Source organism: Natronocella acetinitrilica (assembly GCF_024170285.1).
In the GTDB taxonomy this organism is placed as follows: Bacteria; Pseudomonadota; Gammaproteobacteria; order Nitrococcales; family Aquisalimonadaceae; genus Natronocella; species Natronocella acetinitrilica.
The window spans coordinates 377,822-387,690 of sequence record NZ_JALJXV010000003.1 but is presented as its reverse complement, the minus strand read 5'-3'; the positions used below and the strand labels follow the sequence as shown (position 1 = coordinate 387,690).

The window sequence follows — 9,869 nt, the reverse complement described above, 5'->3', positions numbered from 1 at the left end:
AAACTGGCGACCCGAGAGAGATTCGAACTCCCATTCCCGGTTTTGGAGACCGGTGCTCTACCGTTGAACTATCGGGCCTGAAAACGCCTGCATCTGGTGGAGAGCGTGGGATTCGAACCCACGGGCCGCACAAGGCGGCCAGCAGTGTTCAAGACTGCCGCAATCAACCGCTCTGCCAGCTCTCCGAAAATGGGGCGAATGACGGGAGTCGAACCCGCGACCACCGGAATCACAATCCAGGGCTCTACCAACTGAGCTACATCCGCCATCGATTGGTCGGAACAGCAGGGCTCGAACCTGCGACCTCCTCGTCCCGAACGAGGCGCGCTACCAGACTGCGCTATGCTCCGAAAATGGCGCCCCCGACCCGGCTCGAACGGGCGACCTCCGGCGTGACAGGCCGGCGCTCTGACCAACTGAGCTACGGGGGCGTGGTGCCTGGCAGCGCGGAGCCTCACCAGGTCTTGAATGCCGGATGCCTGGTCGGGCAGAGCCGGAACATGGAGCGGGAGACGAGGTTCGAACTCGCGACCTCAACCTTGGGAGGGTTGCGCTCTGCCAACTGAGCTACTCCCGCCTGATAATTGGTCCGGGTTGAGAGATTCGAACTCCCGACCCCCTGCTCCCAAAGCAGGTGCGCTACCAGACTACGCTAAACCCGGAAAAGACAACATGGAGCCCCCTCGCGGAATCAAACCGCGGGCCTGCGCGTTACGTTGGAATCCTTCGCTAAGCCACCGCGCCCTGTTCCGGACAGGGCTTGATGGCTTGCCAGGTTCGCGCTTCAACGGATGCCCGCCGGTGGCGGCCGCACGCGGCCGCTCCCAGACGGGGGGTGTCACCCTCCACGCGCATGACCTCCCCGCTCCCCGCGGGTAGGAGCTCGTTTAATCCCAGCTCAAGGATGTTCTTCGCCGCGTTGATGTCGCGGTCGTGCTCGGCACCACACGCCTCACAGGTCCAGGCGCGCACCGAGAGGCTTCGCTTCGCCCCGATGGCCGTGCACGCCGAGCACCGCCGGGTGCTCGGCGCGAAGCGATCGATGGCGATCACCTCCCGCCCGGCCCAGGCGGCCTTGTAGCGGAGCTGGCGCAGCAGCTCCCCCCAGCCCGCGTCATGGACGCTCGCCGCGAGCTTGCTTTTGGCAAGCCCGGTGATGCACAGGCTCTCGACGCAGACGACTTGGTTCTCGTCGATCAGGCGTCGAGTGAGCTTGTGCAGGGCATCACGCCGGGTGTTCGCCACCCGGGCATTGAGTCTTGCGATACGCTGCTTCTGCCGGCGGTAGCGCTGGCTGCCCTTGCGCTGTCTTGATAAGGCGCGCTGCGCGCGCCTCAAGCGCCGGCGCGCAGTTCGGTACGGCCGTCCGTTGGTGATTTTCTCGCCGCTTGAGAGCGTTGCCAGATGGGCGAGACCGAGATCGATGCCGACAGCGCCGCGGGCGGCCTTCGCCGCCGGTGCCACTTCCTCGACCATCACCGAGGCAAAGTAGCGCCCGGCACCGTCGCGGCGCAGCGTCACCATCTTCGGGAAGGCCCTGGGGTGCGTGCCGCGGGCCTTCACCACGCCAAGCCCCGGCACCATAACCTCACCGGCAAGCCAGTAGGCGCGGGGCTTTGTGTGGCGCTGATCGAGCTGCAGGCGGATGCTCTGGCCCTGGTGTCGCTTCTTGAAGCGCGGGTAGTCGGCGTCTCCCTTGAAGAACGCGGCAAACGCCTTGTCCTGGTCGCGCAGGCGCTGGGTGACCACCGAGCTCGGGATCGCCTTCAGCCAGGCGTAGCGCCTTGTCTTTTTCAGTGCCGTGATGGCGCGCGAGACGTCCACGCCGCTCACCGACTCCTTGCGTCGCCGATAGGCCTTCTGGCGGCGCTCAAGGGCATGATTCCAGGCCCAGCGCCCTGCCCCCAGCCAGCGCTCGATGAGCTTCTGCTGTGCGCCGCTCGGGTAGATCCGCAGCTTGTAGGCGCGCATGACGGTGGTGGGAGTCTCCATAGTTACACTGTATGGATATACAGTATCCGCGTCAACCCCCGAAAAGACTGGCCGCGAAGGATGGGGGGCGATCTCCGCCGGACGTCGGCCTCGCTACCCGGCAACGGCGGAATGCCTGGCCGGGCTCACCGCTCCGCAAGACTCCAGGGCCGGCGGGGTCTTCGCCGTCCGTGGCTCGTCCAATGCGCCGCTCTGCCAGCTGAGCTAAAGGGGCTTTGCAAAATGGACACTGGCTAACACGTTCAACGCCATCAACTGGCTCCGGTGCGTCGCCTGACGGGGTGCCCTCCGGTCCGCTCCAGGACCCGGCCTTTTTGATGCCGCTGCCACACGGCTTCCCTTCATCCGGGGTCGGTCCCGGACTAGCCGTCGGCGAGACGGCACGTCGTTCTGGAGCTGGCGACAGGCCTCGAACCTGCGACCCGCTGCTTACAAGGCAGCCGCTCTACCAACTGAGCTACACCAGCATGATCAGTCCCCCGACAACCCGCCTTGTGGCTTTTCGCTGGCGCTCGGGAGCACGCGCCGGCGAGCCTGGCTTTTCTGTGGCGCCCCATGCTGGCGCGCCGGTCACTGGTGCTCCCGCGGGGGCTCGAACCCCGGTGGCCGCCTTGAAAGGGCGGAATCCTGGCCGCTAGATGACAGGAGCGTTTGGTGGTCGGTGCTGAGAGGGTCGAACTCCCGACATCCGCCTTGTAAGGGCGGCGCTCTACCGGCTGAGCTAAGCACCGAAGAGACTGGAGCGGGAGACGAGGCTCGAACTCGCGACCTCAACCTTGGCAAGGTTGCGCTCTACCAACTGAGCTACTCCCGCGGCCACGGTTGCTTTGCTCACGCTGGCGCAACCGCGAAGGCCTCGATGGCACCCCCGCCGCTCGGCGGGAGTGTCCGGCAGGCGCCCTTGCCCCTGCCCCGGGGCGCGCTGCCCCGCGCTTTGGAAGCGGATGATGGATTCGAACCACCGACCTCCAGGATATGAACCTGGCGAGCTGGCCTCTGCTCTAATCCGCTGTGATGCTCTATCCTTAAACTGGCTTCCGAAACGATGCTGGAGGCATGAAGCCCATGAAGGCCAAGCTCCTGCTTCTATGCGTTGCGACATGCCTGGCGCCAGGTTGCCAACAAGATCCCGGGGGTGAAGTCGACGCCTACACGATTTCTCGATCGGGAGTCATGTTCCAGGACGAGCAATTTGACGTTGTCGATGTCTACGGCTTTTCCGATAACCAGGCAATGGCCCGAGAGATCGCCGAGTATCTGAATCGCCAGGAACCCAACACCTATCGCTACCGAAAGAAGGAGTGAGCGGATGCGGCTCCCGCCGCGCCGCCTCGCCTTGGGCATTGTCTGTGCCGGTTCCGCCCCGGCGGCGCCTTTTCGTATCGCCCGGTCGACTAAACGCCCCGGCCCTGCCCGGGGGGCGTGGCCGTGCGGCAGGCCGCACGACCTTGGAATGGTGGAGCCAGTCGGGATCGAACCGACGACCCCCTGCTTGCAAAGCAGGTGCTCTCCCAGCTGAGCTATGGCCCCATTGACTGCTTGATAATAATGGTGGAGCTGGCGGGAGTCGAACCCGCGTCCAGCGACGCTCCATCGTGCACTCTACAGGCTTAGTACGGCTGCTTCTATCCGGTTGGCCTGCGCCGCGCAGCCGCCAGGCGGGCAGGACCGGCACCCTGACAGTCTGAACCGCGCCCCTGGGTGAGAGGGCAGCGGTCGAGCGGACTTTGATTGACACCCCCCGACAAGGCAGCCGCAGCCTTCGTCAGGGCGTGGATCACGCTACCAGGGCGTGATCGTAGTTGTCGTCGTTGGCAACTATTTCGGTCCAGGGATTTTTTGAGGAAGCACCCTGGTGCTCCCGCCTGCAGCACGGCTTCGCCATCACTGTCGAAACCAATACAGCCCCTTCGAACTACCGGGCGGCGTGCCGCCCGCACTGCACTCACCCTCCCGGGTGTGTCTGGTGGAGCCAGGCGGGATCGAACCGCCGACCTCCTGCATGCCATGCAGGCGCTCTCCCAGCTGAGCTATGGCCCCGAAATGGTGCACCTACGGGGGTTCGAACCCCGGTTCCCGGCGTGAGAGGCCGGTGTCCTGACCGCTAGACGATAGGTGCGTGGTGCTCCGCTCGCAGCACATCCCCCTGGGAGGTGCGCGTCGCGGCGATGCCTGTCGGCAGTCTCCTGCCTGGACCCGGTGCGATAAAACCGCTCGCACCAGGCCCGCTTGTCTGGTGGGGAGTGAGAGATTCGAACTCCCAAAGCCATTGGCGCCAGATTTACAGTCTGGTGCGACTCACCGTCGTCGCCGACTCCCCGATGTGCGATTGCGCGGCCAGCCAGACGCCTCGTCCGTCTGCGCCTGGCAGGCGGAGTAATCCCCTGGCCGACCGCGCCATCGCTTGATGATCCCGACTTGTTAAAGAGCCGACCCCTTCGGGTCGCTGCGGGAGCATCAAAAAAGCCCCGCGCATCTTGCCGGGGCTCCTTTCGGAAGGCACTTGATGCTTGACCCCGGTTGCCCGGGTCAAGCCCGAGCCTGTCAGCCTTCCACACTCTCCTGCCGCCAGCTAATGCCGGGGGCCGGGCGTGATTGTCCTGTGCGACCACAATCAGCGGCTGAGACGGACAACGACAGTTTGTGTGGATAGTTTTTCATCATGCCTTCAGTATACCGAGGGACGCAGCGCATTGCAAGCATTATTTTCCCGTCAATTATTCAAGGGCGGCCTGAGGTGCCCAGCCCCGGCAGTTCTGCTACCGGAGGTAGGGGTATCGCGCGACTATCGACTGCGTCACTCGCTCTCGCAACAGCGCATACCCCTCCTCTCGGCCGATCTGGCCGAAGAGCCTGTCGAGCTGGCGCTCATAGCTCGTGTAGGAATGACGGAGCATGTTCATTGCGATCCGCCTCAAAAAAGCCTCGTCGTCCTCGAGGCTCGCCACCCGGTCGTACTCGCCGCGCCGCTCCCAGAGTGTGTTGTAGTGCTTAACGGCCATCCTGAAGACTGTGCGCTTGTCGCCGAGGTCAGGCACCTTGATTCGGAGGTTCGCGATATGCTCGCGAAGCGCCGCCCTGGCCTCTTCTGCCCGTCGACTGGCGGCGATCGAGAGCTTCTCGCGCTGCTCACGGGTGGCTGCCTGCCAGGCGATAAACCCGCTTGTGCTCTCCGCGGCCACGACCCGGCCCCGCGCAAAAAGCTGCATTTTCGGCCCTGTCGACCGGTAGGGGTTGGGCTTTTGGCGGTCAGCCTCGCCAAGGAAGCGCCGTATGGCGCCGTCGGTCCAGCCGCGCTCCCTGAGCTGGCTCTTCGTGAGCCACGCGTCCTGTTGCCACTCGCCGAACTGCCCCGATGACTCTTTGCCCATGCCCACCCTCGCCCACCAGCTTCGCTAGCGCCGAGTATAGGCGGTGTCTGTGCTGCTGCGCGCCGCGCGCGCTTTGCCAACTGTGCGGCATGTCACAAACCCCATCTATTTTTTAATTTGACGAAAACTAAAAGTGCGTTATGATGGCGGCCGCATGGAGGTGCACGCCGCGAGGCGGTGCGCCACGAACGCACACAGACAATGAAGGTGACACCATGGCCGACTACATGACTGCCAACGCGCTCTCCTCGGAGCAGCTTGCCATTATCGATCGGATGACCGCGAACCTGCCCCAGGGGCTGCACGTGGACTACCGCGGCAGCGCCCGGCACTTCCACGGCGTGCTGACCAATCTCGAGAGCAATGGGCGGATGATCCAGGTGACCGTCGCCGAGCGCGATGCCACCAAGCCCGGGATGATGGTGATCAGCCCCGTGGTGCTCCCCGCCATGGGCCGCGCGGTGCTGACCATCGTGCGCGAGAACGGCACCCGGGACCAGGTGGTCGGCGAGATCGACGCCTCCCGGCCCGGCCGCCGGCCGGAGGACCGTCAGGGTGAGCCGCGCTACTTCTCCGAGTTCCGCGTCGCGCGTCGTTGCGCCGCCTGAGCACGCGCCTTCTCGCCAGCCGCTGCTCGCCCTGGTGATCCCAGCAGGGTGTGGGCGCGCTCGGTGAGCGTCCGGGAGAGCGCGCGTGCGCCCCACGGCAGCGCGAGTAGCGGGCCATTGAGTAGCCCGGCACAGCCTGACCCGCCACAGGGGCCAATCGCCGCCGACCATGGACCGAACCCGGTGACTTGCCCTGCTGCGTCCCGCTCGATGCGGTAGCCCTGGTCGATCACGCCGCCACCGGCGATCTCGAGCGTTGCAAACAGCACCTCGCGCTCGCGCCCGGACTCCCCGCTCCAGGCGCAGAGCATCAGCGCGGCCGCCTCGCACGATACCGCCCTGGCGCAGGCCCTGGCCGCGGCGAGTTGCAGGCGCACGCGGCCATCGCGCCGCGCAGGCGGAAGCGTGAGGTCAGCGCTGGCGCCCCCTCGATAGAGCCGGAGTCTGGGGCCCGGGAGGTCTCCCGCGTCGCGCAGGACGCGCCTGCCCTCGGCAAGGAGGCTGTTGAGCGCCATTTCGCAGTGCTGTGCGGACCAGTGCGCCGGACACGGCCCATCGCCGAGTTGTGCCGCTTCCCTCTGCATGCCGATCGCCCTCCCTGGAGCCACTTTCAGTGCCTTGATACCGGCAAGGTAGTCGCGACCAGACGGCCTCGCAAGGGCAGGCTCGGCGGCGAGCGTCTCGCGCTAGTACTGCGCAAACACCGTGCGCTCACCCTCGGCGCCGAAAGCGATCACGGCATAGGCCTCGCGCAGCCCGAGCGGGTGCTCCATTCCGGGGGCGCCAAGCGGCATGCCCGGCACAGCAATGCCGGCGACATTCGGGCGCTCGGCCACGAGCCGCCTGATGGCACTCGCCGGCACATGGCCCTCCACCAGGTAGCCATCGACATAGGCGCTGTGACAGGAGAGCAGGTCCGCCGGCAGCCCATACTGCGCGCGGAGCTCGCCGAGCTGACGCTGGGAGACGTCAAAACTTCGAACAGTCAGCCCCTCGCGCTCCAGGTGGCGGATCGCGCCGACGCAACAGCCACAGGTCGGCGTCTTGTAGACGAAGACCTCCGTCGCCTCGCCTGCCGCCGCGCCCTGGATGCTCGCGCCCGTGAGTAGCGCCGCCATGGCCGCTGCGACCAGCCCCAATGATTTTTTCATGCCTGGTTGCTCCCGCTTGCTGCCCGGGCGCCGTGCGCGCCGCGGGTCTGTGACAGTCTCGGCCAGCATACCTGATTTATTTCAAGAGAAATTGATCCTGCGCAAGTCTGCCCTTCGACCGTCTTGCGCGGGTCACGCCAGCCATTGTCGGGAGCGCGCCCACGCTTTGTGAGCGATCCGAGGATCTGTCGGCGCTGCTCGGCGCCCCACCCGCCCGGATGGAGGCCAGGGCGTGTGCGGTCAATGCGACCGACCGCCCTGGTCGAGAGGCTCCGCAAATACGCCCGCATCGCAAGGGCCCTGATGGCAGCGCCGCGTGGGGGAGACAGGGCGGTGCCCCGGCGCTAGAATCGCCGGATCAATCGACGACCGAGGACGACACCCATGAGCCTGCCGCCGACCTACTACGAGTTCCTCCAGCGCGTGCGCCCGGCCGTGGTCACGTTCGCCGAGCAGGACGCAGCCGAGCTTGCCGGACAGGCGGAGCCGCCTGAAGTCATCAAATCGATCGATGACTACCCGAGCCGCTTCAGCGCCTGCTGCGACGCGCTCATCGAAGAGGTGCTTGAGAACGCAGCCACGCAGCAGGGCGTGGACAAGGAGACATTACGGCCCCACATCGAGATGGCCCGCAAGCACGACCCCATGCTGGGACAGATGCTGCTCTCGGCAAACTACGAGTACCACGCCTACCTTAACTTCGCCCTCTCCGGCAAGAAGACCTTCTATGTGAGTGACAACCTCTCCGAGCACCTCGCCAACACCGAGGTGAACATGCGCGCTGAGCTGATCCAGGTGCCCTACCCGTCTTTTCAGATGGTCTTCACCTCCCCGGCTGCGATCGACGCCCTGCACAACCTCCAGGGGCGCGAGGGGCGGCGCGCCATGCACTTCAGGGAGCTCGACTACAGCGCCCCGGTCACCGCCGAGCTCACCATGCTGCCAGGCACGGCGGATCTGCCCGGCAGAAGCCTCATGATTCTCGCCTGGCATGCCAGACCCCCGTCCAAGGGTTACATGATGGCCAAGCGCCAGATCTACCTCCCGGACGACTGGACGCTCGAGCAGTCGCTTCGCACCGAGTGGGACAAGATTGGCCGGACAGCACCCCACGGCGGTTACAGCCTCGACGACGAGCTGAATGTCGAGCCTTACACGGATGATTCGCTCTTCTACACCGACGGACTGCTCTTCTTTCGCATGGTCATGAATACCCTGCTCTACCTCTCCTCCGAGGAGGCGGAGCTCACGCCGCGGCGCGCTCAGCGCCAGGCGCTCGAGGAGAAGGCCGCGGCCGCGACCTCCGGGCGCAAGAAGCGCCTCTATCGCAAGGAGGCGAGTCGTCACACGGCACTCGACTACAGTGAGATCGGCGCGTCGGTCAGCCCGATCGTCATCGAGCGCGGCGCGGCGAGTGGGGATGGCAAAAGAGCCTCCGGCAGCGCGCCGACCACTCGATTCATGGTCCGGGGGCACTGGCGCAACCAGGCCCACGGCGCCGGAAGGGCCGACCGGAAGCTGATCTGGATACGCCCCTACATGAAGGGGCCAGATGTTGCCGAGGTTGTGAACAAACCCTACCTGGTGCGCTAGCCGGGGGGGGTGGCCTCTGAACAGCGCGAGAGCTGTCGCGCTGGCGGGGCCGGCTGCTACGGCCCGGTGGGTTGCGCGGCCGCCCCACGGCGCAGAAGGCATTCTCGGGGTCGCGCAACAACTCGCGCAAGCCCCCGGTCGAGCGTGCGAAGGCGAGCGCCGCGCGGATTTCTGGGACGGCAGCCTTTTAATTGACTTTATATTAATTTAATGTATAATGAAAGGCAGTCAACGGGAGGGAATGCCATGGGTGCCATCGGTGCGGTTGTGCGCGAGAACGCGAAGCAGGGCGGGGCTCGAGAGTCCGTTCGCTATCGCCAGGAATTCCAGCTGCGGGCGATTGCCCACCGGAGCTACCCGGCATTCTGCGAGCGCATCGACTCGGGCTGGATGCCGTTACCCGCGCGCGGCGTCTCGCCGGCCACTGTGGAGCGTCTGCTCGCCGCTGCCAGGGGCTGGCCGCGGCGCATCGAGGCGGTGCGCGCACTGGCGCTCTCGGTCTCACTGCCCGATCCCTATGTCCATGCCGAGCGCGCGCTGGCGCGCCTGCCCGAGGATTCCGGACAAGCGTCACTCAGCTAGGGCGAAGTGCCTCCTGGCGTCGCGTCCAGATCCGTAGTGCTGCGCGCATGATGCTAACACGCCGGGGGCGTGGCGGTGGTGCTTTTGCCAGCGCCTCTGCGGCCCTGGCCGCGACGGCCTCGCGCAGGCGCTCAAGGCGCCAGGCGGGCAGCACGGCCTCGATCGCGGCAACCGCGTCTCCACCCGCCTCGGCGAGGATGTCGAGGAGCATCTCGTCGCGCGAGAGGCCGGCGAGAAAGCGCATGTTGCCGGCATCGAGTCCGATGACAAGTCCCACCTGCGTGCGGGTATCAAGTCGCAGGTAGCCGGCGGCGGCCGCCGAGAGGGGTAGCGCGCGGAAGGCGCGGGCGCGATCCTCGACCGGCACCTGGGCCAGAAAGCGGGCAACGGCGTCAGGTCCGCGATCGGTGAGATCGGCAGGAATATGCAGGCGGCCTCGGCGATAGGCGACACCCTGGGCGGCGGTCATGGTCGGGCTCTCTCCAGTGGGTAGGGGGCACGGGTTGTGTGCCAGTGCGCGGAGTATTCCACCTCCGGGCAGCCACGGTCAAATTAATTTATGAGAAATGTAT

9 protein-coding genes, 16 tRNA genes and 1 other RNA gene are annotated in these 9,869 nt (G+C 65.9%); 4 read left to right on the top strand and 22 right to left on the bottom strand.

Features of this window, described 5'->3' with window-relative positions:
• Nucleotides 1–4 precede the first annotated feature (4 nt).
• The 13 genes from J2T57_RS08070 to J2T57_RS08010 form a co-directional block, all read right to left on the bottom strand.
• Nucleotides 5–78 (bottom strand) — tRNA-Trp (locus J2T57_RS08070).
• Nucleotides 79–94: 16 nt separating this feature from the next.
• A tRNA-Ser gene (locus J2T57_RS08065) sits at nucleotides 95–185 on the bottom strand.
• Between the two features lie 5 nt (nucleotides 186–190).
• A tRNA-His gene (locus J2T57_RS08060) sits at nucleotides 191–266 on the bottom strand.
• A 7-nt stretch (nucleotides 267–273) separates the two neighbouring features.
• A tRNA-Pro gene (locus J2T57_RS08055) sits at nucleotides 274–350 on the bottom strand.
• Between the two features lie 4 nt (nucleotides 351–354).
• Nucleotides 355–431: transfer RNA gene (locus tag J2T57_RS08050), tRNA-Asp, on the bottom strand.
• Between the two features lie 70 nt (nucleotides 432–501).
• Nucleotides 502–577, bottom strand: a tRNA-Gly gene (locus J2T57_RS08045).
• A gap of 8 nt (nucleotides 578–585) precedes the next feature.
• Nucleotides 586–662, bottom strand: a tRNA-Pro gene (locus J2T57_RS08040).
• Between the two features lie 67 nt (nucleotides 663–729).
• Entirely contained in the window at nucleotides 730–1,971 is a 1,242-nt protein-coding gene (locus tag J2T57_RS08035) for an RNA-guided endonuclease InsQ/TnpB family protein (RefSeq protein ID WP_253476571.1), read from the bottom strand.
• Between the two features lie 412 nt (nucleotides 1,972–2,383).
• A tRNA-Thr gene (locus J2T57_RS08030) sits at nucleotides 2,384–2,459 on the bottom strand.
• Between the two features lie 107 nt (nucleotides 2,460–2,566).
• A tRNA-Glu gene (locus J2T57_RS08025) sits at nucleotides 2,567–2,641 on the bottom strand.
• Nucleotides 2,642–2,647: 6 nt separating this feature from the next.
• Nucleotides 2,648–2,723 (bottom strand) — tRNA-Val (locus J2T57_RS08020).
• A 7-nt stretch (nucleotides 2,724–2,730) separates the two neighbouring features.
• Nucleotides 2,731–2,806: transfer RNA gene (locus J2T57_RS08015), tRNA-Gly, on the bottom strand.
• Between the two features lie 121 nt (nucleotides 2,807–2,927).
• Nucleotides 2,928–3,003, bottom strand: a tRNA-Met gene (locus J2T57_RS08010).
• A gap of 54 nt (nucleotides 3,004–3,057) precedes the next feature.
• Between J2T57_RS08010 and J2T57_RS08005 the strand changes: the two genes are divergently transcribed.
• Nucleotides 3,058–3,297 carry a hypothetical protein gene (locus tag J2T57_RS08005; protein WP_253476569.1) on the top strand — a complete coding sequence of 80 codons (240 nt, stop codon included), beginning with the start codon at nucleotides 3,058–3,060 and terminating at the stop codon, nucleotides 3,295–3,297.
• Between the two features lie 149 nt (nucleotides 3,298–3,446).
• Here J2T57_RS08005 and J2T57_RS08000 read toward each other — a convergent pair.
• From J2T57_RS08000 to J2T57_RS07975, 6 genes are all read right to left on the bottom strand, one after another.
• Nucleotides 3,447–3,522: transfer RNA gene (locus tag J2T57_RS08000), tRNA-Ala, on the bottom strand.
• A 19-nt stretch (nucleotides 3,523–3,541) separates the two neighbouring features.
• Nucleotides 3,542–3,901: a transfer-messenger RNA gene (gene ssrA, locus J2T57_RS07995) on the bottom strand.
• A 55-nt stretch (nucleotides 3,902–3,956) separates the two neighbouring features.
• Nucleotides 3,957–4,032 (bottom strand) — tRNA-Ala (locus J2T57_RS07990).
• A gap of 4 nt (nucleotides 4,033–4,036) precedes the next feature.
• Nucleotides 4,037–4,111, bottom strand: a tRNA-Glu gene (locus tag J2T57_RS07985).
• Nucleotides 4,112–4,226: 115 nt separating this feature from the next.
• Nucleotides 4,227–4,312 (bottom strand) — tRNA-Tyr (locus J2T57_RS07980).
• A gap of 439 nt (nucleotides 4,313–4,751) precedes the next feature.
• The gene (locus J2T57_RS07975) at nucleotides 4,752–5,363 is read right to left on the bottom strand and encodes a hypothetical protein (RefSeq protein ID WP_253476568.1); all 612 of its coding nucleotides are present in this window, start codon (nucleotides 5,361–5,363) and stop codon (nucleotides 4,752–4,754) included.
• A 227-nt stretch (nucleotides 5,364–5,590) separates the two neighbouring features.
• Here J2T57_RS07975 and J2T57_RS07970 point away from each other — a divergent pair, with 227 nt between their 5' ends.
• Nucleotides 5,591–5,971, top strand: a complete 381-nt coding sequence (locus J2T57_RS07970; protein WP_253476567.1) for a hypothetical protein — start codon at nucleotides 5,591–5,593, stop codon at nucleotides 5,969–5,971.
• On the opposite strand, the gene J2T57_RS07965 is transcribed toward J2T57_RS07970, so the two are convergent.
• On the bottom strand, nucleotides 5,929–6,555 hold the full coding sequence (locus tag J2T57_RS07965) for a hypothetical protein (RefSeq protein ID WP_253476565.1): 627 nt from the start codon (nucleotides 6,553–6,555) through the stop codon (nucleotides 5,929–5,931). The two genes, J2T57_RS07970 and J2T57_RS07965, sit on opposite strands and share 43 nt — an antisense overlap.
• 102 nt (nucleotides 6,556–6,657) lie before the next feature.
• On the bottom strand, nucleotides 6,658–7,122 hold the full coding sequence (locus J2T57_RS07960) for a DUF411 domain-containing protein (RefSeq protein ID WP_253476563.1): 465 nt from the start codon (nucleotides 7,120–7,122) through the stop codon (nucleotides 6,658–6,660).
• A 384-nt stretch (nucleotides 7,123–7,506) separates the two neighbouring features.
• On the opposite strand from J2T57_RS07960, the gene J2T57_RS07955 reads away from it, so the two are divergent.
• Nucleotides 7,507–8,715: an AcrVA2 family anti-CRISPR protein gene (locus J2T57_RS07955; RefSeq protein ID WP_253476561.1), complete on the top strand. Its 1,209-nt coding sequence runs from the start codon at nucleotides 7,507–7,509 to the stop codon at nucleotides 8,713–8,715.
• Nucleotides 8,716–8,961: 246 nt separating this feature from the next.
• Nucleotides 8,962–9,297, top strand: a complete 336-nt coding sequence (locus tag J2T57_RS07950) for a hypothetical protein (RefSeq protein WP_253476560.1) — start codon at nucleotides 8,962–8,964, stop codon at nucleotides 9,295–9,297.
• On the opposite strand, the gene J2T57_RS07945 is transcribed toward J2T57_RS07950, so the two are convergent.
• Nucleotides 9,290–9,766, bottom strand: a complete 477-nt coding sequence (locus J2T57_RS07945) for a hypothetical protein (RefSeq protein ID WP_253476558.1) — start codon at nucleotides 9,764–9,766, stop codon at nucleotides 9,290–9,292. The two genes, J2T57_RS07950 and J2T57_RS07945, sit on opposite strands and share 8 nt — an antisense overlap.
• Between the last annotated feature and the right edge of the window lie 103 nt (nucleotides 9,767–9,869).

Bases quoted from the DNA above. Each gene is read 5' to 3' on its own strand.
- J2T57_RS07945 (WP_253476558.1), bottom strand. From the start codon at position 9,766: ATGACCGCCGCCCAGGGTGTCGCCTATCGCCGAGGCCGCCTGCATATT.
- J2T57_RS07950 (WP_253476560.1), top strand. From the start codon at position 8,962: ATGGGTGCCATCGGTGCGGTTGTGCGCGAGAACGCGAAGCAGGGCGGG.
- J2T57_RS07970 (WP_253476567.1), top strand. From the start codon at position 5,591: ATGACTGCCAACGCGCTCTCCTCGGAGCAGCTTGCCATTATCGATCGG.
- J2T57_RS07955 (WP_253476561.1), top strand. From the start codon at position 7,507: ATGAGCCTGCCGCCGACCTACTACGAGTTCCTCCAGCGCGTGCGCCCG.
- J2T57_RS07965 (WP_253476565.1), bottom strand. From the start codon at position 6,555: ATGCAGAGGGAAGCGGCACAACTCGGCGATGGGCCGTGTCCGGCGCAC.
- J2T57_RS07975 (WP_253476568.1), bottom strand. From the start codon at position 5,363: ATGGGCAAAGAGTCATCGGGGCAGTTCGGCGAGTGGCAACAGGACGCG.
- J2T57_RS07960 (WP_253476563.1), bottom strand. From the start codon at position 7,122: ATGAAAAAATCATTGGGGCTGGTCGCAGCGGCCATGGCGGCGCTACTC.
- J2T57_RS08035 (WP_253476571.1), bottom strand. From the start codon at position 1,971: ATGCGCGCCTACAAGCTGCGGATCTACCCGAGCGGCGCACAGCAGAAG.
- J2T57_RS08005 (WP_253476569.1), top strand. From the start codon at position 3,058: ATGAAGGCCAAGCTCCTGCTTCTATGCGTTGCGACATGCCTGGCGCCA.